Origin of the sequence: Paenibacillus soyae, from assembly GCF_024623455.1 — a bacterium.
Classification (GTDB): Bacteria; Bacillota; Bacilli; order Paenibacillales; family Paenibacillaceae; genus Pristimantibacillus; species Pristimantibacillus soyae.
Window position 1 is genome coordinate 40,864 of sequence record NZ_JANIPJ010000018.1, and the last position, 21,013, is coordinate 61,876.

Annotated in this window: 19 protein-coding genes and 1 riboswitch; of the genes, 1 reads left to right on the plus strand and 18 read right to left on the minus strand. The window is 58.0% G+C overall.

What is annotated here, in order from left to right; translation table 11 throughout:
* Positions 1-252: 252 nt before the first annotated feature.
* The 17 genes from NQZ67_RS22070 to NQZ67_RS22150 form a co-directional block, all read right to left on the minus strand.
* Positions 253-1,479, minus strand: coding sequence for an MDR family MFS transporter (locus tag NQZ67_RS22070; RefSeq protein ID WP_257450163.1), 1,227 nt, complete (start codon positions 1,477-1,479; stop codon positions 253-255).
* A 70-nt stretch (positions 1,480-1,549) separates the two neighbouring features.
* Positions 1,550-2,023 carry a DinB family protein gene (locus NQZ67_RS22075; RefSeq protein ID WP_257450165.1) on the minus strand — a complete coding sequence of 158 codons (474 nt, stop codon included), beginning with the start codon at positions 2,021-2,023 and terminating at the stop codon, positions 1,550-1,552.
* Positions 2,024-2,316: 293 nt separating this feature from the next.
* Entirely contained in the window at positions 2,317-3,171 is an 855-nt protein-coding gene (locus tag NQZ67_RS22080; RefSeq protein WP_257450168.1) for an ABC transporter permease, read from the minus strand.
* Positions 3,171-4,085, minus strand: a complete 915-nt coding sequence (locus NQZ67_RS22085) for an ABC transporter ATP-binding protein (RefSeq protein WP_257450171.1) — start codon at positions 4,083-4,085, stop codon at positions 3,171-3,173. The genes NQZ67_RS22080 and NQZ67_RS22085 overlap by 1 nt, the downstream gene beginning before the upstream one ends.
* Complete coding sequence (locus tag NQZ67_RS22090; protein ID WP_257450173.1) at positions 4,069-4,506, minus strand: DUF3021 domain-containing protein; 438 nt, start codon at positions 4,504-4,506, stop codon at positions 4,069-4,071. The genes NQZ67_RS22085 and NQZ67_RS22090 overlap by 17 nt, the downstream gene beginning before the upstream one ends.
* A 67-nt stretch (positions 4,507-4,573) precedes the next feature.
* The gene (locus NQZ67_RS22095) at positions 4,574-5,011 is read right to left on the minus strand and encodes a LytTR family DNA-binding domain-containing protein (RefSeq protein WP_257450175.1); all 438 of its coding nucleotides are present in this window, start codon (positions 5,009-5,011) and stop codon (positions 4,574-4,576) included.
* A 591-nt stretch (positions 5,012-5,602) separates the two neighbouring features.
* Positions 5,603-6,910 carry a staphylopine family metallophore export MFS transporter CntE gene (cntE, locus tag NQZ67_RS22100; RefSeq protein WP_257450177.1) on the minus strand — a complete coding sequence of 436 codons (1,308 nt, stop codon included), beginning with the start codon at positions 6,908-6,910 and terminating at the stop codon, positions 5,603-5,605.
* A 19-nt stretch (positions 6,911-6,929) separates the two neighbouring features.
* Complete coding sequence (locus tag NQZ67_RS22105) at positions 6,930-7,676, minus strand: ABC transporter ATP-binding protein (protein WP_257450179.1); 747 nt, start codon at positions 7,674-7,676, stop codon at positions 6,930-6,932.
* Complete coding sequence (gene cntD, locus NQZ67_RS22110; protein WP_257450181.1) at positions 7,677-8,486, minus strand: staphylopine uptake ABC transporter ATP-binding protein CntD; 810 nt, start codon at positions 8,484-8,486, stop codon at positions 7,677-7,679.
* On the minus strand, positions 8,467-9,354 hold the full coding sequence (gene cntC, locus NQZ67_RS22115) for a staphylopine uptake ABC transporter permease subunit CntC (protein WP_257450183.1): 888 nt from the start codon (positions 9,352-9,354) through the stop codon (positions 8,467-8,469). The genes cntD and cntC overlap by 20 nt, the downstream gene beginning before the upstream one ends.
* The gene (gene opp1B, locus NQZ67_RS22120) at positions 9,351-10,286 is read right to left on the minus strand and encodes a nickel/cobalt ABC transporter permease (RefSeq protein WP_257450185.1); all 936 of its coding nucleotides are present in this window, start codon (positions 10,284-10,286) and stop codon (positions 9,351-9,353) included. Before opp1B ends, cntC begins: the two co-directional genes overlap by 4 nt.
* Before the next feature lie 28 nt (positions 10,287-10,314).
* Positions 10,315-11,934 carry a staphylopine-dependent metal ABC transporter substrate-binding lipoprotein gene (gene cntA, locus NQZ67_RS22125; protein ID WP_257450359.1) on the minus strand — a complete coding sequence of 540 codons (1,620 nt, stop codon included), beginning with the start codon at positions 11,932-11,934 and terminating at the stop codon, positions 10,315-10,317.
* A 45-nt stretch (positions 11,935-11,979) separates the two neighbouring features.
* Positions 11,980-13,314, minus strand: coding sequence for an opine metallophore biosynthesis dehydrogenase (locus NQZ67_RS22130; protein WP_257450188.1), 1,335 nt, complete (start codon positions 13,312-13,314; stop codon positions 11,980-11,982).
* Position 13,315: 1 nt separating this feature from the next.
* Positions 13,316-14,128 (minus strand): nicotianamine synthase family protein, encoded by an 813-nt coding sequence (locus NQZ67_RS22135; RefSeq protein ID WP_257450190.1) that lies wholly within the window; start codon positions 14,126-14,128, stop codon positions 13,316-13,318.
* 22 nt (positions 14,129-14,150) lie between these two features.
* Positions 14,151-14,972 carry a histidine racemase CntK family protein gene (locus NQZ67_RS22140; protein ID WP_257450191.1) on the minus strand — a complete coding sequence of 274 codons (822 nt, stop codon included), beginning with the start codon at positions 14,970-14,972 and terminating at the stop codon, positions 14,151-14,153.
* Between the two features lie 212 nt (positions 14,973-15,184).
* Positions 15,185-16,366 carry a GNAT family N-acetyltransferase gene (locus tag NQZ67_RS22145; protein WP_257450194.1) on the minus strand — a complete coding sequence of 394 codons (1,182 nt, stop codon included), beginning with the start codon at positions 16,364-16,366 and terminating at the stop codon, positions 15,185-15,187.
* 51 nt (positions 16,367-16,417) lie between these two features.
* Positions 16,418-16,498, minus strand: a riboswitch (ZMP/ZTP riboswitch).
* A 503-nt stretch (positions 16,499-17,001) separates the two neighbouring features.
* Positions 17,002-18,729: a DEAD/DEAH box helicase gene (locus tag NQZ67_RS22150; RefSeq protein ID WP_306813011.1), complete on the minus strand. Its 1,728-nt coding sequence runs from the start codon at positions 18,727-18,729 to the stop codon at positions 17,002-17,004.
* Positions 18,730-18,973: 244 nt separating this feature from the next.
* Between NQZ67_RS22150 and NQZ67_RS22155 the strand changes: the two genes are divergently transcribed.
* Positions 18,974-20,020 (plus strand): glycoside hydrolase family 53 protein, encoded by a 1,047-nt coding sequence (locus tag NQZ67_RS22155; protein WP_257450196.1) that lies wholly within the window; start codon positions 18,974-18,976, stop codon positions 20,018-20,020.
* On the opposite strand, the gene NQZ67_RS22160 is transcribed toward NQZ67_RS22155, so the two are convergent.
* On the minus strand, positions 20,017-20,904 hold the full coding sequence (locus tag NQZ67_RS22160; RefSeq protein ID WP_257450198.1) for a helix-turn-helix transcriptional regulator: 888 nt from the start codon (positions 20,902-20,904) through the stop codon (positions 20,017-20,019). The two genes, NQZ67_RS22155 and NQZ67_RS22160, sit on opposite strands and share 4 nt — an antisense overlap.
* Positions 20,905-21,013: the final 109 nt, after the last annotated feature.

Genomic DNA, 21,013 nt, shown 5'->3' on the forward strand with positions numbered 1-21,013 from the left:
AAAAAATTGGTTGGGGTGGCCGCCGCATTGCGCGGCCTGTAAGCCGATTTTATCGGCTTATTCCGCCCGCTTCCCGCGTGGCGAGGTCTGTAAGCCGATATTATCGGCTTATTCCGCTCGCCTACCGCGTGGCGCGGCCTGTAAGCCGATTTTATCGGCTTATTCCGCTCCGCCTACCGCATTGCGCGGTCTGTAAGCCGATTTTATCGGCTTACTCCGCTCGCCTACCGCGCTCCGCACGGCCGCACCGCCTCATGCCCCCGCCTTCATCGCCTGCAGCTCCACCTTGGCCGAGCGGCTCTCCCCTAACCGGAAGAACCAGATGGCGGCGATGGAGATGACCGCTACCGTCACGAACAAGGCTTGTCCGCCGTAGCCTTGGAGCAAAATGCCGCCGATCCACGGACCAAGGAAGTGACCTAGGCTAGTAAACGTTTGTGCGCCGAAGTACGTGCCCCTCATCCCCTCCGGCGCAATTCGGTCGACAATCATGGAGCCGGCCGGGAAAGTCAGAATTTCGCCCCACGTGAAAACGACCATGGACGCCACGAGCATCCACCAGCTGCCGCTGAAGGCAAAGCCGATGTGGCCGATCGCGTAGAAGACCGAGCCGACCGCGATCGCCGTCATCGGCGTCCGTTTCTCCGCCCACTTGGAGAACGGGATTTGGAAAGCGACCACGACGATGGCGTTCACGCTCATCATCCACGCGAACAGCTCGACCCCGTTCGCGAATCCTTCGTCGATGAACTGCGACAACGTCGACGTCATCTGGGAATAACCGATCGCCGTCACGATCCCCCCGATAATGAAGTACCGGAAAGCCCGGTCCCGGCGGATGACGTTCCAGGATTGCGCCATCGTGACAGGCTCCTTCTTCTCTCCTTCGATTCGGCGGATGCCGAACTTCTGAAGAAGGAGATGAAGCAGCAGGCCATACGCCAAATAAATGCAGCCCGTTATAATCCACGGCAGCCTCCCGCTCATCGCGGCGAACAGGGTGCCGAGCAGCGGACCGACGGCAACGCCGATATTAATCGCCATGTAGCGCAGCGAGAACACGGAGAACCGTTTCTCCTTTTCCGTCAAATCCGCCATAAGCGCCTGGGATACCGGCTCGTAGAAGGAACGGCACAATCCGTTAATAGCGTTAAGCAGCGCGAAGATGACAGGTAAACCGGTAAAGGCGAAGCCGAGAAACACGAAGCCCCACATGTAGATCGCGGCCAGCATAACGACGCGGCGGCCGAACCGGTCGGATAGATGCCCGCCGAAGAAGCCGCCCAGCATCCCCGCCAGCGAACCGATGCCGACGATCGCGCCGACCATAGTCGGACTCATGTCGGTAGCCGCGATAAGGTAAATCGCGAGGAACGGCAAGCTCATCGAGCTTGCGATCCGCGCGAAGATCGTGCCGGCGAGCAGCACGTTGACGATGGGATGGAAGTCTCTCATCGTCCCGAAGAACCGTTTGAACATCCCCGAACCCCTTCTTTCTCTTGCTGTGTCTTGCCGTTTAGGAACTCGATGGATGGCGCACGCGCGCTTCTTATCGGTTCAGTATCGTTTTGTATAGTTTAATGACGCTTTGGTGCAAGCCTTCATGATAAAGAGCCAGGCTCATAAACTGCTCGGGCGTATACAACGTGAATCCCGTCGATGTCGTATAAGGCGTCACTTGCTCATGCATGCGGTCGCCCAGCGCTTCCCGAATTCGGTCAACCTGCCCGCCCAAGAGCTCCGTAAGCTCGGTCATTGTCGGCACAGGCGCAGCGCCTTCGTAAGAGCGGGGAGACGTACCGAACTCGAACCGTTCCCGGAAGCCTTCCGGCAGCTGCTGCGGCAAGCCGATATACTTGAATCCGTAACGCTCCAGCACGACGTACAGATGCCCGAGATTCCATCGAATGCTGTTATTGAACCCTTCGGGCACGATGTCCGCCTGCTCCTCCGTTACGCCTTCCGCCGCCTTCAGCGTCCCTTTCCTCACGAACGCCAGCTGGTCAAACAAATAATGCACCATCTCTCCCACTCCTATCGTCTATTTTAGATATAGAAAAAGAACCCTCCTGTTAGAAAAGGTTCCTTCCATCGCCGCATCGTTGCCTGACGTATTGCTTGTGAGGGCGCTGCCGCTTCACTCGCCGCCCCCGATTCCGCTCCGCAGTCTTGCCAGGCTTCGAAACAAACTGTCATTCCATGTAAGATTGGTATGGATCATTATACATGAGCGCCTTTTTTCCGACAATCCCATTATTTGAAAGTACCGCGTTATGACGTTGATGCCCTAAAGAACAGCTTTCCGAGACTTGCTTGCTACTTATTGTTCCGCACCATCAGCATAATCGACAGCAGGTAAAAGAACACCGTCGTGCCTGCCAGCACCGCGATACTAGCGCCCATGGTCGACAACTTGCCTCCGAAGTCGAACACGACGCCCATGTGCAGCTTGAACTCGCGGAGCGCTTCCTCCGGAGCTCCGGCGAACGCCTGGGTCATCGGTTCCTCCACCATAACGGTACGAAGCATCGCTCCCGCATGGGAGACGGGGAACAGCTTAATGACCCACTGCACCGCCTCCGGCAAGGAGCCGATTGGAATATAGATGCCCGTAAGGAAGCCAATCAACGTGCCGATGATCGTGCTTGCGGTCGTGTAGGCGCTGTGACTGCGCAGCAAGGACGTAATGAAAAAGACGATCGAGCCGCCCGCCAGCACGGAAAGCACGAGGATCCCGATTACTTGGGCGAATGTAACCGCGGATAGGAGCCCCCCTCCATTTGCCACGATATACACTTCCGCCAGCAGCAGCGTCACAATGCTCAAAATAATGCCAACGGAACAAGCGCTCAGGATATAGCCACCCACGATTTCCTGCCGTTTCACCGGCGCCGCCGTAAAATCCTTCAGCAGCTTTCGCGTCCGGTCCTCCACCATGACGCCGAATGCGCCGAGTGTCGCGGTTACCGTCGTAACGGCCAGAATGCCTGCCATGACCCAGCTGTTCAACAGAAAATCGGCTTCCGGCGCATCCGGCAGGTTGGACTTCATCGTGTCGCCCAGGAACAGCACGTACAAGCCCAATATGATGAAAACGGACAAAAACGACATGAGAACCCCGGTACGGTCGCGGAAAAACAGCTTTAAATTCCGTTTGGCGATCACCATCATTAGGCTCTTACCTCCGTTCCCGTCAGATGAAGAAACACGTCGTCCATCGTTCCGCTCACGATTTCGAGTCCGGCAATATTGCTCCTGCATCCGTCGATAATATCCAGCGCGCGGACCGTCTCCGCAACCGGAATATGGAAGATGCCGGAGGCCACGGTATAGCTGGCTGATCGGGCCTGCAGATAGGCGGCAAGCTCTTCCGCGTCATGCGGCTTCAGCTTCAGCATATCCGTCGCGTAACGCTCCTTCAGCTCGTACGGCGTCCCCTCAGCGAGCACCTTGCCATGATCCATGACCACGATACGATCGGCCTGAGCGGCTTCTTCCATGTAATGCGTCGTGAGAAAAATCGTCATGCCCCGCTCCTTCTGCAGCCGGCGGATCGTCGTCCAGACGTTTTGGCGCGTCTGGGGGTCAAGGCCCGTCGTCGGCTCGTCGAGGAACAGCACCTGCGGCGTATGGATAAGCGCCCTCGCGATATCCGCGCGCCTGCGCTGCCCGCCGGACAGCTTGCCGTAGGGCCGCTTCAGGAAGTCGCCGGCACCCGCGGTTTCGACCGCCCGGGCCACGGCGGCCTTGAGCTCCGAACGACTCAGCTTGTAGAAGCTTCCGCGGACAAGCAAATTTTCTTCGACCGTGAGCAGCGGATCGAGCAGACTGTCCTGGAAGACGATGCCTATCGCCGAGCGGATGCCGTCATTGTCCCGTCCGAGCCGGTAGCCGGCCACTGTCGCTTCCCCCGCGTCCGGCTTCAGCTGCGTCGTCAGCATGTCGATCGTGGTCGACTTGCCCGCGCCGTTCGGTCCGAGGAACGCGAACAGGCTGCCCTGCTCCACGTCGAAGTCCACGCCCCGTACGGCCTCCAGCGATCCGAAGGATTTGGCGAGGCCTTTTACGTTAATGATCGTGCTCATCGCGATTCCCTCCCGTTTGCTTGTTTCTTCTCGACAGCTGCTCGTTGATGGCGTCCGCGTCCGCTTTATCCTTAATCATGAGAACGCCGGCGACTCCGAAATAGATGACGATGATCATGCCGAGTATGGTCAGCACGTAGAACCACTCCATCGGGATCATGCCGGATACGAAGCCGATGCCGAAGACGCTGACAGCAACGTCCGCCACCCGGGTGAACGCGGCCAGCAGCGGATTGTTAATCGGAAGCCTGTTCGTAACCGCGATAAGAATGCTGCCGCAGAGCGTCATCAGGAATAAGAGGAACACTTCCGCCGCCAGCAGCGTCGGGAACACTCCGAGCCCGTTAAGCGCGGAATAGATGAGCATCAGGAACGTAAAGGAATAACAAGTAATCGTAAAATAAACTTTATACCTGGACATATGTCGCCCTCCTGTGTGGTAACCGTTGCAATTGCGGATGCGAATCCCATAGGCTCGTATGGGAGCACTACAGCTGAATTTTTTCCTTTAACGCCTGCACATAGTGCCGGTTGATGACAAGCTTCTCCTTGTTCAGGAGCTGCGCTTCGAACTTGCCGTTCAAGAGCGCTCTCACGCTTGCCAGCTTGGCGACGTTCAGAATGCAGGATTTGCTGATGCGCAGGAAGTGGCTGTTCGCCAGATGGCTCTCCAGCTCATACAGCTTGTAGCCGCATTCGTACACATCCTTCTCTCCGTACACGAACGTCTTGTTGTCCGTCGATTCGAAATAGTAAACATCCTCCAGCCGAATGAGATGGCTCGCGCCGTCCTTCTTCCCCGTAATGGAGAAGGAATAAAGCCGTATCTGGGCGATAAGCCGCTCCAGCTGCTCGTCGATAATGCCGCATTTAATCGTAATTTCAACGTCCTGGTGCTCCAGAGACTGGTCAATAATCAGCTTCAAGCTTAACGCTCCTTCCTTGCTGCTCCCGATCGTTCATTTCTCGTATCTGTAGAACAGAATACCATCTTTCCCCAGAGGCGCAATGCCTTGCACGGTGAGTTGCATATAACGGGTGGTCAGATGCAAAAAAGAGAGCCACGGGCATCTTAGGCCGACGGCTCTCCTCTTTGTTATATGGTTTGGCCCGGGTGGGCGGCTGAGAGCAATAACGATAGGAAGCATCGTTATTGTTCTGTTCGGTCGGCCGGGGAGGCCAATAACGACGCAAGGCATCGTTATTGCTCTGTTCGCCAGGCGGCGGAGGCCATTAACGACTCATAGCATCGTTATCACTCTGCTCACCTGGCCGCAGCGACCATTAACGACGCATAGCATCGTTATTACTCTGTTCGCCGGGCGGCGGAGGACTATAACAACGCATAGCATCGTTATTACTCTACTCAGCCGGCCACGGCGGACAATAATGATGCATAGCATCGTTATTACTCCGCTAAACCGGCCACGGCGGACAATAACGACGCGAAGCATCGTTATCGCTCCGCTCAGCCGGGCGGCGGCGGCGGCCTCCGCGGGTTTACCTTCGCACTTCACTCATCTCGCCGCGACCTCCGAAGCCCGGCTGGCCGCCCTTCGCTCGTACGCGACCGGGATCATTGCCGCGCACAGCAGCGCGCAGAGCATATACATCCACGAGTACGACAGTAGGTCGGCCGCCGGTCCCATCAGGATCCCGCCCAGCGAGACGCCGAGATCGGCCGAGGCGATGAACAGCCCCATCATGGCGTTGCGGTTCTCTCTCGGCAGCACGAAGGAGAGATACGTCGTAAGCGTCGGATAGAGAATCGCTTGCGCGAGACCCATCAGAACGGCGCCGAGGTAGAACAGCAGGAACCCCGCCGACGCGGCCAAGCCGACGCTAAGCGCCGCTGCCGCCACCATAAGCATCGTGCCCATCATGAAAGGCGTGTGCCATTTGCCGTCGGAAGGGATTCGCGCTCGGAGCGCGAATCGGGCAACCACGACGGTTCCCGCCTGCAGCATGAGGTAGATGCCTGCGCTGGCCCCGGATACTTCCGCGGCGTACAGCGGAACGAAGGCCGTGATAGAACCGAAGACGAGTGAGGCGCTTAGCATAAGCGCGCCGGACTTGAGCAGGCTGGGATGACTGGCTAAGCGCCAGAGCGGCTGCTTCCCTCCCGCCGCCGCCGGCTTCGTCCTCGTCTGCTGCTGCGATTGACACGCCTCCTTCTCTTGCCCGGTCTCTCCTGATTCCATCCGAACGCTTAAGCTCGCCCCTTGCCCTTCCGAAGTATCCGAGCGATCAGGCGAATCCTGCGGCTCCGCTCGCGGAGCCATCTTCGCGCCGTAGCCGAACAACCCGGTCAGCACGGCGATCGAGACCATGACGACAGTAAACGCGCCCATGTCCCCGCCGTCCCACAGCCCCAGCGCGAGCAAAGGACCCACGATGCCAGGCATATACGTGAATAGCGAATAGAGCGAGATACCCTGCGACCGGTCCTTCTCCGGCAGCGCGTCGATAATACCGATCTGCAGCGCCATGGAGAAGAAGGCGGTGCACACCCCTTGCAGAATGCGGGCCGCCAAATAGCCGGGCAAGCCGGTGAACGTATATAAAATCAGCGCCAGCCCGTTAACGACGAGTATCGCGCGCAGCACCTTGATCGGTCCCGTACGCTCGATGACGCGGCCCGCCCAGGGACGGAAGAACATCGTCGTGAACAAATAGGCGCCCATGATCAAGCCAATCGTCGTATTGGTCGCTCCGAGCGATTCCCCGCGAAGCGGTATAATGACGTTCAATATCGCATTGCCGCTAAAGAACAGCAGCGCAAGCGCATATAAGCGCAAGAAAGGCAAAGACAATGCTCCGCGCATGATCCGTTCTCTCCCAACCTCAAATCGTGATCGACGATGCCAGCAGCTTCCGCGCGTACGCCGAACGTACGCTTCCCAGCTTGCTCGTCTCCAGCGTTTCTTCGATCCGCCCGTCCCGGAATATCATGATGCGGTCACATAGATAAGCGGCTGCCTGAACATCGTGCGTAATAAAAATGTAGCTTGTTCGGCCGCGCTCCTTCAGACTTCTCAGCAGCTCCAGCACCTGCGCCTGGACCGATACGTCGAGCGAGCTGACCGCCTCGTCCAGCAAAATGCACCCGGGCTCCGTCGAGATCGCTCTCGCGATGCAGACGCGCTGCGCCTCGCCGCCCGACAGCTCGTGGGGATACTTCGACCGGTAGCCGGCAGGCAAGCCCACGAGCTGCAGCAGCTCCCCGATCTTCTCCTCCATCCCGTCCCTTGCCAAACGCGCGGCCTTCATCGGCTCCATAATGGCCTGTTCAACCGTGAAGTAAGGGTTCAGAGAGGAGCGATAGTTTTGAAAAACGGCGCTTAGAGCCCCTGCCCGCGTCCTCCGGTCCATCACATTACGCCCCTTGAGCGTAACCGTGCCGCGGTCGGGCTTCTCGATGCCGAGGAGGAGCCGTCCCAGCGTCGACTTGCCGCTCCCGCTCTCCCCGATTATACCGAGACACTCGCCGCGGGCGCATTCGAAGCTGACGTCATGAAGAACCTGCCGTTTGCTCCCGGCGAACATGCCGCCAACCCGATAAGATTTGTCCACGCCCTCCGCCTTCAGCAATCAGGCCCCCCCTTCCATAATCGACTGGAAATGACGGCTTAACGTCAGCCTGGAGGAGAGCAAATATTGCGTGTACGAATGACGACTCCCGCCAAATACGGCCTCCAGACTGCCCGACTCCACAATCATTCCGTCCTTCATCACAACGACATCGTCCGCTATTTTCTTCACGACGCCGAGATCGTGGGAGACGAACAGCAGGGAGCAGCCCATCTCCTCCCTCAGCCGAACGAACTGCTCCACGACCTCGTATTGCGAGATGGCATCGAGAGCCGTCGTCGGTTCGTCCGCGATGATAACGTCGGGGCGAAGCGCCAGCGCCAAGGCGATCATGACCCGCTGCAGCATGCCGCCCGACAGCTGATGCGGGTATTTGTTCATGAGCTCGAGCGGCTCCCGCAGCATGACGCTTTCCATCGCGACCCTCAGCACGCCCTCCGCCTCGCTCCTGCCCCAGCCGAAATGGGTCCGCAGCGTCTCCCGCAGATGAACGCCGACCGGACGGGAAGGATCGAACGCGGCCATGCCGTTCTGTACGATCATGCATACGTTTTTTCCTCTGCGCTTTCTCATCTCGGCCTCGGATAGCTCTCCGATATCCTCCCCGTTCAGCAGAACGCGTCCGGATTGCCGGATCGTTCCCCGGTTCAGCCGCATAATGGCCTTGCAGGTCATCGACTTGCCGCTGCCGCTTTCTCCGACGATCGCGAGACACCGGCCTTGACGCAGAACGAAGGAGCTGTCCCGGACAATCGCGCTGCCGGTTGCTTCGTCCCAGACGCTCAGCCCCTTAACCTCTAACGTATTCATAGGCTTTGTTCTCCGCCTCCTTGGTCCGGCGCCTCGCGCTTTTTGTTCTCAGCTTCGGATCGAGCGCGACCTGTATGCTGTCCGCCAGGAAATTAAAGGCCATAACGGAGATGACGATGGCCAGTCCCGGCGCCAGCATCAGCTCCGGCCTGGAGAACATGACGGCCCGCGCCTCGTTCAGCATCATGCCCCATTCCGCGTAAGGCGCCTGAATGCCGAGGCTGAGGAACGACAGCCCCGACACCTGCAGAATCATCGAGCAGATCGAGCCGCTCGCGATGACGGCGATATCGGGCAGCGCCGCCGGAAGCATATGCCGGATGAGAATGGTCCGGTGCCGGATGCCGACGGCTTTGGCGAACCGCACGTAATCCATCTCCGCATACTGCATGACGGAGGTGCGGATGACTCGGGCGAACCAGGCCCACTTCATGACGATGAACGCCAGCAAAATATTTTCAAGCCCCGGACCCAATATCCCGACGATCGCCAGCATCATGACATAACCCGGGAAGGACAGCATGACGTCGCAGATCCTCATCAGAACGGCGTCCGTTCGTCCCCGGAAATAACCGGCCGCGAAGCCGATCAAGGCGCCGATCAGGACGGAAGCCGCCAGCGCGGCAAGCACCCACAGGATGCTGTGGCGAATGCCGTAGATGATTCGGGAAAGGATGCATCGGCCCAAATGATCGTTGCCCAGCCAATATTCCCAGGACGGGGACGCAAACCGCAGCCTCATCTGTACCGCGTAAGGATCATTCGGCGCGATCCAAGGGGCGAGCACCCCCGCCAGCAAAATAACGCCAATGACGGACATGGACGCCACTGCCCATTTGTCCTTCGATAGCTGGTTCCATAAGCTCATGCGCGTTCACTCCTCAGCTTCGGATTGATGGCGGCGTTCACGATATCCGACACCGTATTGATCACGACGAACGCGACGGCCACGATTAGCACGTAAGCCTGTATGATCGGAAAATCCCGGCTCAGGATCGCCTTCACGCTAAGCCTCCCGAGCCCCGGCCACGCGAACACGTTCTCGATGACGACCGTGCTCCCCAAAATAATCGGAATGGACATGCCGAATATCGCGACGGCCACCTGCAGCGAATTTCGCAAAATCCGCATCGTTACCGCTCGTTCGCTCAGTCCGCTCGCCCGCGCGTACAAGACGTATTCTTCGTTTTTGTTGCTCAGCACCGAGGACCTTACCGTACGGAAGTAGATGCCGACATAATTGACGGCGATAACCGCGACAGGAAGCACGAAGCTCGCGGCCGAGTCCATGCCGCTGGTCGGCAGCCAGTCGAGCTTCACGGCGAGCAGCCAGATGAGGACGGAGGCCAGACCGTACGAGGGAATGGCCGTCAAGAAGAAGGAGAGCCCTCTCGTCGACTTGTCGGCCAGCGAGCCCTCCCGAAGCGCGCTGACTACGCCGAGCAGCGTAGACAGCACGATAATAAAAACAGACGAAATCAGCGTCAGAGACAGCGTATTGGCGAAAGCCGGTCCTATAAGCGACCACACCGGCTGACCGGATACATAGGACTCGCCGAAATCGAGACGGAAGCAGGACATAAGCCAGTTGGCGTATTGCAGGAGAAACGGATCATTCATCCCCAGCTCCTCCCGCGTCTGCGCGAGAAGCTCCTCGGTAATCTGAGGCGTCTCCTGCGCCTGCAGCACGACCTCGGCCGGATCCATCGGCGAGAGTCGAATGAGAAGAAACGTGACGAACGACACGACGATGAGAAGCGGCACGGTTAAGAGCAGCCTGCGAGCAATATAGGGAGCCATGACACCTTCCTTTCTCCGTCATGAGAGGCTAGTAGCCCATGCGCTCGAATGGCAGCTCGAATTGGGTTTGCTTGAAGGCAATGCCTTTCAGCTCTGCCGGCGCAACGACTGTGACGCTGCCGTTCGTAAGCGGAATAAACACCGCTTCGTCGTGAACGATTCGCATAATATCGGCGTACAACGCCTTGCGCGCCTCTCCATCCGTGGACACCATAACCTCGTCGATTTTCTGATACAGCTCCTCCGCCTGCTCTATGCCGCTCGTTGCGTGAAGATAGGAGGATGCAGTCGTGAACGCGGTAATCGTGCTCTGCGGGTCGTAAGCGAGCCCCCAGGTTTGGTTGAACAGCAGATCGTAATCGCCCGACGCTCTGCGGCTCGCGATCGAAGACGATTCCTCCCCGATCAGCTCCAGCTTGGCGCCAAGCTCGGACAGGGTGCTTTGAATGAACTCCGCCTGCGTCTTCTGAGAGGAGGAGTTGCTATCGTAATAGAGCTTCATGGCCAGCTCCGCCCCATTCTTCTTCCTCACTGGATCGCCCGCTCCGAGCGTCCAGCCCGCCTCATCCAGCAGCGTCTTCGCCCGCTCCAGGTCGTATTCCCGCTTCGAAAGCTCGACATCGGCGTAGTTCACGTTCTCCGAGAACAACCGATCCGCCGGCTTCTCGGTTCCCGCGAAGATCGCTTCGCTGATCGCCTCCCGGTCGATGGCATGCCAGATTGCCTCGCGAACGGCCGTCTCGGCGGCGGGATTGCCTTCCTTGCTCGTGTTCGCCACGATCATCTTCGTATTCATAGGCTCGCTGCGGACGAGCTGGTAATCGCCCGATTCGACGAGCTGGTTCATCGCCCCGATATCGATGCTGTCCGCGCCGCGGTCGTCCGTGAAGACGAAGTCGACTTCGCCCTTCTGCAGCGCCAGGAACGTCGTTTCGCCGGCAGGGAGCACCTTGGACGTAATCGTCTTGATCGTTGGAGCGCCGCCCCAATACGATTCGTTGGCTTCGAAGACGGCGTGCTGCTCGGGCTCATGCTTGGTTAGCTTGTATGGCCCCGTGCCATGGAAGCCGTTCACGCCATCCTTCGTGCCGCCTTCCTTGAAGTCCTTCGGCGAGATGAATACAAAGGGCCGCGTCATCGACAGCTCGACTAGAGCCGGGTAATACGTGTCGGTTAACGTCAGAACGACCGTATATTCATCCTTCGCCTCTACGCTCGCGATCTTCGTCGACAGCTTGATCCAGGCATGCTTCTCCCCATTCGCGAGCACCGCCTCGAAGTTCGCCTTCACCGCTTCCGCGTTGAACGGCTCGCCGTCATGGAACGTCACGCCTTGTCTCAGATGGAACGTATACGTTTTGCCGTCCGCGGATATATCCCACGACTCGGCAAGCAGAGGCTTGATGCCCTCCTTGGTGTTCTCGACGAGCGACTCGTACACTATGCCTTGGGCCGGCATGGAGCCTGTATAGAGATGAGGATTCATGTCGTTAATGTCTTTGGCCGACGCGTACGTCAGACTCGTCTTGGACCGGGCGCTCGCTTCTCCCGCTCCCGCGTTGTTTCCGGCGCTTGCGTTATTTCCCGAGCCTGCGTTTTCTCCCGCGCTGCAGCCTGCGATCAGCGTCAGGGACAAGGTTAATGTCATTAAGGTGCGGGCTAATGTTCTTTTTCTTCTCACGGTAAATCCTCCTCAAGTTTTGTGGAACGAAGTGGAACAAAACCGCTTCGGAAGCAGTTGCTCTATTCCTCTAAAAATAATGGATAATGGCTCTTCGAAATGCTGGACGGCGAAGGCCGGAGACAGCGGCTCCCCCTTGCGCTTATTCGCGACTTCCGCGATTTTGTTCTCGTAACGCCCAAGGAAACGGTCAATGGTCGGGCAGTCCGTGCCCGTGCGCCTCGCGATGCCTTGAATGATTTTGAGACGGTAATAATCCTCCTTGGGCATGCGCGGAATATCCAGGCAGCCTTCCCGGTTCATGAACAACGGCTTGAACGGCACCGCCGAGAAATCATAATACCGGCCTTGTTCATCCGGCTCCGAATAAGGATCGATCAAGAGCGAGGCGTAACGTATGTACAGCAAATATTCCTGATGAATCGAATCGAGCTGCTCGAAATTCTCGATGTCGCGGCGGGACAGGCTTTCCGGCCGGACCGGATAGTTGTCGTCCGTCATGAACTTCAATAGATTGACGCCCTTAATATTTAGCGCTTTTAATACGGCCGTAATTTCTTTCCAGTGGGCAAGCAGCTCCCGGATAAGCTGCTGCGTAATCGGGCCTTCCGGATATAATTTATACACGTATTTCTTGGATGCCGGCTCGTCGAATACGGCCTTCAGCGAGAAATCGTTCATGAATAACGGCGGATGCACGTACAGCGAAATATTGCGGGTTTCCGCTTCCAGCGTGGCGCCAGTGATCGAGGCTTCGATTCCGAAGGAGGCGATCGCCCCGGCGAGCATGACGGCGTTGCCGGACGACTGCCGGTCGGATCCGACGAATATTTTTTTCTTCATGCCCGCGGTGACGACATGCCCGGAAGGTTCCTTCTCCCTCCAACGGGTATCCCCGATATAGGTGGAGCAGCTGATAACCTCCGCGCCCGCTTGAATGGAACGTAAATAACCGCTGACCAGCATCCCGGAGCCGAAGGTCGGCGATACAAGCACCACGCAGGCGAGTGACCGTACCACCTCGTTATCCAGCTGCCCCAGTACATCGAGATAGGCGTCCGTCGTCACCGACAGAATGAGCGTGCTCCAGCGTCCGCTCACGGACTCGTAGCCTTCATACAGATCATCCGCGACGCATGCTCCCGCCAGCAGCCCATGCTTCGCATTCTGGACGTCGGCGCGAAGAAGAAGGCCGGACTGCCTAACGGAGGAGAAGAACAGCTCGGAGCGCGAGGACTGCCTGCCCGCGATGCCCAGCTCGCAATGAAAATGGCTCTTCAGCATAACCGCAAGCTGCACGGCGGACGGCCCGGTTCCGGCGATAAGCACCCGTCTGAAATCGCTCATATCATCCTTCCTCCCCCGCTGTCTTCGTATAGAGCGCGACGTCGAACACCTGATCCGCGCGCAAGATGCGTTCCGTTAGCCGCCACTTGGCCCCGTCGATCTCCCGCATAGGATAGTTGAACAACGACTTGAGGCCGTTGCCGTATCTCATCGCCACGACCACATGAGGGACGGTCAACGCATGCAGCTGATCCAGCAGCTCGTATTTCAGCCCGACGGTCGAACTGAATATGATGTGGGTGGCCTCGCCCGTATAGGCGAAATGTTCGGCGGAAGCATGCTCCAAACGGATGTTCAGCCCTTCTCCCAGCTTCGCTACGACCTCGCGTCCAAGCGCGACGGCATCTTCGTCGATATCGATGCCGACGACCTCGGCTCCCGTACGGCGGGCGATAAGGAGCGGCGTCATGGGAAAGGCGCCGGAGCCAATCAGCAGCACTTTGGACTCGGGAGCGACCGAGAAGCTGCCGAACTCCGTCTCGATGCAAGCCTCGATGTTCCGGAAATAGTCGGCGATCTCCGCGTTCCCGCTCCGCAGTCGAATGGCGCGGTGCTTCTCCATCATCGCGACGCAGGCTGCGGACGTTGCCCGGATTCTCTCGATGGTGCAGCTAAGGTCATTAAGCTCTTCTTGTGCGTCCAGTTCTTCCCAAGCCTCCTTGTTCGCTTCTTTGGTGACAAAATGGGAGAAATCGTTCAGGAGTACCTCCAGCTCGACTCCGTACTGGTCGGATGGTTCACAGGCACGGGACAGTTGCTCGAATTTATCGCAATATTCAATCATTTTAAGCTTTATATTGTCGATCGTTATCATTCGCTCACCTCTATTCACGGAATCAAATAAAAGCGGTACCCTCGGCGGATATGTATACATCGCCTTGTATCGTAAGCCCGGCCAGCTCGCCCCCCGATGAGCGTGTCTGCACACGGACAACTCCTCCGGGCTGCTTGATCTCGAGATCGATGTCATCTCCCGCCTCGATGGCCGCGTATGCGCCGACCGCCGCCGCACCGGAGCCGCAGCCCCGCTCCCAGATCAACGTTCCCGTGCCGGGCACGTAGACCAAAGGCTCGAGCTCGCCCGTCCGCCTTCGGTACAGCATGACGCCAAGCGCCGCCTCGCCCTGCAGCAGCGACGCCAGCTTCGCCGCGCTCTTCGCTTTATTCCTGGCGGGTCCGTCGAACTCGGACACGTCCACGATGACATGGGCAATGCCCGGATAGCGCATGATCGTGACCGGCGTCGGCTCGCCCTCTAGCAGAAGCGTCTCTCTATCCATCGCAAGAGGCAGCGGCATGTCAAGCCGGCAGGAATAGCCGCTGCGCCTTGCTTCTATTCCGCAAACCAGCAGCTCGCTGGCACCGGATACCTCGAGCGGCACTTCCAGCCAATCCCCTGGTTTCAGCCGCCTTCTCCACGCCATGACCGCGCCGAGCGCCATGGCGGCGTTGCCGCAAAATTCGCCGGCCATCATCTGGAGTCTCGCCCAAGCGCTCGAGTTATCCGCCGATTCGATAAAACCGACCTGCTCGGCGAAGACGTGATCATACGACATGAGCCGCGAAGCGACCATCGGATAGTGCTCCCTGCCAAGAGGGCTCTCTACGAGGACGGTCATATTTTGGGTCGGGCTCGTTTTGATGAACTTGACTTTCACTCCGCCTGCTCACCTCCATTCTCGACTTTGTTCCTGGGCGGGGTAATTTCCCGGTCTCTATTCCTCCGCCTTAATCGTAACGAATACTATTAGCACGTTTTAGATTGTAATCGTTACGATTATGGCTGTCAATCATTTCTTTTTTCTGTAAATTAAAAAAGAACGCCGGCACAAGCATGCCAGCGTTAAAAGTCTAATCGGGCTTCGGCCGTTTATTGGCCAATCTCCCGCTCGTATAAGTTAGCGCTCCAGAAGCCCGCGTCGAACCGCCCCAGAATAGCGAAGCCAAGCGACTCGTAATACGCGTTCAAGCTCGGATTGTCGGCCATGCAGTCGAGCCGGAGCCAATTCTTACCGCGTTCCCTTATATACGCTTCCGCATAACGGAGCAGCACGCGTCCAATCCCTTCGCCTTTTCGCGAGCGGGACACGCATAACCGGTGCACATATCCCGCGTCGTCGTGCCAACGCTCACCCCAAATCTCCTCATAAGTCCAATGGACGGAGAAGCAGCCGACAAGCTCATCACCGATGAATGCGACAAAAACCTCGTTGTCCCGGACGAACGCCTCGACAATCTCGCTTGCGAAATGCTCCTCGCGCCATTGCCAGAAGCCGTGCGCGCCGCGAATCCAATGTGCGGCCTCGACCAGCAGGGAGCGAATGCCGTCCGCGTCATCGGGCGTTGCCCTGCGAATGGCCGGCGCGGATACCGCCGAGGCAAGCGGCGCTTGCGCTTCTGCGGCATGAACAGCCGCAGCGGAAGCGGCTTCAGCCGGAGCGCCTGACTGATCGTCGGCAGGCTCCCGTCTCCAGTCATGCTCCAGCCTCGAAGCGGTATCAAGCGCCCGCTCCTCCCCGTGCAGCTTCGCCACGAGATACAGCGCCGCGTCGATCCCGGCCGTGACGCCCGCCGAAGCGATTAGACGGCCGTTGTCGACGTAACGAACGTCCTCCAGCAGCGTCGCGCTTGGAGGGGCTGCTTCCCGCAGCAGGTCCATCGCCCGTCTGTTCGTCGTCGCTCGCAGTCCTTCAAGCAGCCCGGCTTTGGCCAGCAAGAGCGCTCCCGTACATACGGACAGCGTATACGCTGCCCGCCGCGAGGTGTCCCCGATCCATCGCGTCAGCTTCTCGTTGTGCATTTCCCTGCGAGCTCCCCAGCCGCCAGGTACGATCAGAATGTCCGGCGCGGGACAATCCGCCGAGCTGAAGTCGGGCTTAATCGTCAGCCCGCTGATCGTTCGAATCGGCTCGCTCGATTCCAAGGCGACCGTATACACGCGAAAGTCCTTCCCCCAGTCGCTCGCCACCGCGAACACGTCGAACGGCCCCGTTACGTCCAAAGCATCCACTTGCTCATACACCAGCACCGCTACATTCCTCGCTGTCCCCATTCCGGTCACTCTCCTCGAAAAATAGAAAAGCATTTGGTCGATATCGACCAAATGCTCTGCCCAGGCGAACGGCTAAGTGACGAATGCGCTCCCCCGCAGTGATCTGCGTTCTCGCCAGTTACGCATCCCATATATTTACTGTTTATTATAAGGTTGGTTATCGGCAGAAAGCAATAGCTTTGCGCATGCGGGGCCGACTGGGGCAACTAAACATACCACAAGCGCCTTTTCGTGTTAGGCGTGGCAGTCGGCATTCTGCATACTTTCCTCTCCACCGCCGTTAACGACCAGAACCGAATTAGCGGACATTGTACCCTTATTTTAAGCCAACTTCCCATTCTCAGGTAAATAGCGGCGATTTTACCGTTATTGCAGTCCATATTCCTCAATCAGCCATCTGCCTCCAAAAACCGGCTACATATAAGAAAACAACTCCGAAAATGCCGCTATTATCAGGTAAGCCGTAAGCAGCTCGTACACCACATGCAATCGAAGCCGACTAACTAGTTACTCCACCCGACTACTCCGCCTCCCGTCCGCTGTACCGCATACTTCTCTCTCCGCCCTTCTTTTGCGATGCATAATATCCAATACAAAAAAACATCCGGCCCAATGGCCGGATGCTCTTATAGAATCTACTTCCTGTGCTTCGGCTTGAAGTTCGCCCAAGGTGCCGATAGAACGGATATAACCTTGCCGGACTCCTGGTGAACTTCCTGACGCGATGACAGCACCGGAGACTGCGGCTTGCGCGATCTAGGCACATGGCCGCCTTGGCCCTGCTGCGCCTGCTTCCGCGACGGCTCCTGGTTCCGCTGCTGCTTCCCAGCCTGCCGCGCTGCTGCAGCCGCTTCGCCGGAGCCTTGCTGGCGCTGCCCAGCTTGACCCGCATGCTTGCCGGCAGCAGCCTGCGGCTGCCTCGGTTCTGCTTGGCGCTGGTCCGCCTGCGCTTTGCCGCTCTTGCCCGACTGCCCGCCGGCACCGGATCTCGCAGGCTTCGCCGGACGCGCGTCTTCATGTGCCTGGCCGGCCTCGACGGCCTGGCTGGCTTGCCCGGTTTCCCCGGCTGCTTGTCCAGCCTGACCAGCCTGCCCTGCTTGTCCTTTTTTGCCGCGTCTCCGTCGCTTCTTCGATCCGCCGGCCGCTTGAGGCTCGTCCCCGTCCGTTCCGGTCTTCTGCCTGGATGCAGACTCGGCAGCAGCCGAGGCAGCAGGCGGTTCCGCTTCTGTCATCGGGTAGGCATGCTCCTCCACGACCGGCACCTTCTTCTTGATCAGCTTCTCGATGTCCTTCAGGTAAGGGATTTCTTCGCCCTCGCAGAAGGAAATCGCAATCCCGCTATGTCCCGCCCGGCCCGTGCGGCCGATCCGATGGACGTACGTCTCCGGAATGTTAGGCAGGTTAAAGTTAATGACGTGAGACAATTCTTCGACGTCGATGCCCCGCGCCGCGATATCCGTCGCCACAAGCACACGGGTTGTGCCGTTCTTGAAATTGTTCAGCGCGTTCTGGCGGGAGTTCTGCGACTTATCCCCATGAATCGCCTGTGCCGTCACTCCGCTCCGGTTAAGACCTTTGGCTACGCGATCCGCTCCGTGCTTCGTGCGCGTGAAGACTAACGCGGAAGCAATGCTTGCATCCTGCAGAAGGTCGCTCAGCAGCTTCTGTTTGTTCGGCTTGTCGACGAAATAAACCGATTGGCTAATCCGATCCACCGTGGAGGATACCGGCGTAATTTCGACCTTGACCGGGTCGACGAGCAGGCTGTCGGCGAGCTGCGCGATCTCCGGCGGCATCGTGGCCGAGAAGAACAGCGTCTGGCGCCGGCTCGGTATTTTCGCGATGATCTTCTTCACGTCGTTAATGAAGCCCATGTCGAGCATGCGGTCCGCCTCGTCCAATACGAGCACTTCAATGGCGCCCAGGTCGATGACCTTCTGGTTCATCAAGTCCATGAGACGGCCCGGCGTCGCGATCAGAATGTCCGTTCCTTGCGCAAGAGCCCGCTCCTGTCCGCTCTGCGATACGCCGCCGACAATGGCGACGCAGCGAAGGTCGACGAACCGGCTGTATGCGTGGATGTTATCCGAAATTTGCAGCGCCAGCTCTCTTGTCGGCGACAAGATCAAAGCGCGAATAGACCGCTGCTTGCCCGCCTGGCCGCCGTTGTCGCTGAGACGCTGAATAATCGGCAGCGAGAATGCCGCCGTCTTGCCTGTCCCCGTCTGCGCGCAGCCGAGCAAATCCCGTCCCGCCAGCACCGGCGGAATCGCTTGCTCTTGAATCGGGGTCGGCGCCTCGTAATTTTCCCGGGCCAGCGCCTTCAATATTTCAGGTTTTAACTTTAATTCTTCGAAGTTCATTTGCGTAATTCTCCTATTGTAACCATGTGAATGGTAAATATCTTCATATAGCCTCTAAGGATACCACAATTGGATGCAAAAGAGTAGGCAATCTTATCCGAGCCTTTCACCGCTCCTGAAAACGAAGCTTCGAAAACATCCGCATTGTTGGCAAAATATCCTATGTCAGTCGTTGTAAAGCGCTTACAATCTGTGCGAGGGCCCTATTATTGGCTCTACATTTAATCATTTGGAGGAATGATGGATGCTGTGGAAAAAAACGATTGGCCTGCTGCTCAGCCTGGCGCTTTGCTTGACTCTGGTTTCCGCGCCCGCGGGATGGAATCAGGAAGCGGAAGCCGCGCCTTCCTTCGCCAAGGGGGCTGACATTAGCTGGGTGCCTGGCATGGAAGCCCAGGGCTACAAGTGGAAGGACAAAAAAGGCGTGCAGCGTGATATTTTGGACATTTTGAAGACCGACTACCAGATTAACTCCGTCCGCATCCGCGTATGGGTGAACCCTTCGGGCGACTACGGAAACGGCTACATGACGGTTGACCGCGCGGCCACCCTGGCGAAGCGCGCCAAGGATAAAGGCATGAGCGTTATGCTGACGCTGCACTACAGCGATTCCTGGGCGGACCCGGGCAAGCAGACGAAGCCGGCCGCATGGGCGGGCTATAACTTCCAGCAGCTTATGGACGCCGTTTATAACTGGACCCGCTACGTCATGACGTCGATGCAAGCGAAGGGCGTGACGCCGGATTGGGTGCAGATCGGCAACGAAACCAACGACGGCATGCTCTGGAACGACGGAAGAGCCTCCTCCAACATGAAGAACTACGCTTGGCTCGTCAACTGCGGCCATAACGCGGTGAAGTCGGTCAGCAGCTCGACCAAAACCATCGTCCACCTCGCGAATGGTTACGACAACGGGCTTTTTGTATGGAACATCGGCGGACTGATCAGTAACGGCGCGAACTTCGATATCATCGGCATGTCGCTCTACCCGGGCGCCTCCGACTGGTCGTCGAAGGTGAATCAGACCATCTCGAACGCCAACAACATGATTTCCCGTTACGGCAAGCCGATTATCATTACCGAGATCGGTATGGACTATAATCAGCCGGCCGCGGCCAAAAGCTTCATCAGCGACATCAAAACGAAAATCCGCAATCTGTCCGGCGGCAAAGGCCAAGGCGTCTTCTACTGGGAGCCGCAGGCTACGCCGAGCTACAACGGCGGCTATAGCAAGGGAGCGTGGCAAGCGGATATGAAGCCGACGGTCGCGCTGGAGGGCTTCCTGAATTAATCCTTTTTGACGGCGGCAGTCTGGGATCGGGCCGTTTCTTCGCTCTTAGCCTGTTGCCGGTACGCTTTCGGCGGCATGCCGTTTTCTTTTTTGAAGCTTTTGCTGAAATGAAACTCGTCCGCAAACCCGCAGCTTTCCGCGATCTCCTTCATCGTGCGGTCCGTGTAAACGAGCATGCGCTTCGCATGCTCGTTACGCAGACGCGCCAAATAGCTTTTGGGGCCTTGTCCCGCAAAACGCATAAACAGCGAGCGAAGATACGACTCCGAAATGCCAAAGCGCCGAGTCCATTCCCGCAGCGGAACGGGCTCGGCGTATTGGCGGGCCAGCTCGTCCCTGATTCTCGCGAACAGCCGATTGGGTCCGTTCTCCTCCGGGGAGCCCGCGTTCGCGTGCCAATTCAGGCGATGCAGCAGCTCGAACAGCAGCGCTTTGACCGCGAGCTCGCTATCGGCTTGACCGGGAATCCATTCCCGAAGAAGCTTCTCGAACAAAGCTTCAAAGTCGCCGTCCGCTTCCCCTTCCGAGCGCGTCATGAACGGCAGCGGAAGGGCCTCCGCGAATTCCCTCATCAGCATACCGCCCAGCGGGTCACGCTCCGTTTGGTACAACAACACGAGCACCATCGCGATCCGCAGCGGCTGGCTGTCATCGGTTGTCATATGAAGATGCAGGCCCGGGCGCAAGTAGAACAGCATGCCTTCGCGAACCGGCAGCTCCTCCCCTTCCTCCGTGACAAACGTTCCTCTTCCTTCCCGGATCCAATAAAAGGTATGGCATCCCCTATTCTGCCGGATATCCGACCAGCCGGGCCCCGTTTCCTTGTCCATCATCCACAAAAGCTGAAGATGCAGGCCATGCGGGATTTCCCCCTTTTGCTCCACGTTCATCCCTCCGTACGCGAATCGTATGCCTTTATCATATGAAATCGAAGCGTTTTTGACAAGTTTGAATTGATTTCTTCCATGTTATCCACGACCTTCTGATGTTACA

Coding starts and splice junctions, on each gene's coding strand:
- NQZ67_RS22070 (WP_257450163.1), bottom strand. CDS start 1,479: ATGTTCAAACGGTTCTTCGGGACGATGAGAGACTTCCATCCCATCGTC.
- NQZ67_RS22075 (WP_257450165.1), bottom strand. CDS start 2,023: ATGGTGCATTATTTGTTTGACCAGCTGGCGTTCGTGAGGAAAGGGACG.
- NQZ67_RS22080 (WP_257450168.1), bottom strand. CDS start 3,171: ATGATGGTGATCGCCAAACGGAATTTAAAGCTGTTTTTCCGCGACCGT.
- NQZ67_RS22085 (WP_257450171.1), bottom strand. CDS start 4,085: ATGAGCACGATCATTAACGTAAAAGGCCTCGCCAAATCCTTCGGATCG.
- NQZ67_RS22090 (WP_257450173.1), bottom strand. CDS start 4,506: ATGTCCAGGTATAAAGTTTATTTTACGATTACTTGTTATTCCTTTACG.
- cntE (WP_257450177.1), bottom strand. CDS start 6,910: ATGCGCGGAGCATTGTCTTTGCCTTTCTTGCGCTTATATGCGCTTGCG.
- cntD (WP_257450181.1), bottom strand. CDS start 8,486: ATGAATACGTTAGAGGTTAAGGGGCTGAGCGTCTGGGACGAAGCAACC.
- cntC (WP_257450183.1), bottom strand. CDS start 9,354: ATGAGCTTATGGAACCAGCTATCGAAGGACAAATGGGCAGTGGCGTCC.
- opp1B (WP_257450185.1), bottom strand. CDS start 10,286: ATGGCTCCCTATATTGCTCGCAGGCTGCTCTTAACCGTGCCGCTTCTC.
- cntA (WP_257450359.1), bottom strand. CDS start 11,934: ATGACATTAACCTTGTCCCTGACGCTGATCGCAGGCTGCAGCGCGGGA.
- NQZ67_RS22130 (WP_257450188.1), bottom strand. CDS start 13,314: ATGAGCGATTTCAGACGGGTGCTTATCGCCGGAACCGGGCCGTCCGCC.
- NQZ67_RS22135 (WP_257450190.1), bottom strand. CDS start 14,128: ATGATAACGATCGACAATATAAAGCTTAAAATGATTGAATATTGCGAT.
- NQZ67_RS22145 (WP_257450194.1), bottom strand. CDS start 16,366: ATGGGGACAGCGAGGAATGTAGCGGTGCTGGTGTATGAGCAAGTGGAT.
- NQZ67_RS22150 (WP_306813011.1), bottom strand. CDS start 18,729: ATGAACTTCGAAGAATTAAAGTTAAAACCTGAAATATTGAAGGCGCTG.
- NQZ67_RS22155 (WP_257450196.1), top strand. CDS start 18,974: ATGCTGTGGAAAAAAACGATTGGCCTGCTGCTCAGCCTGGCGCTTTGC.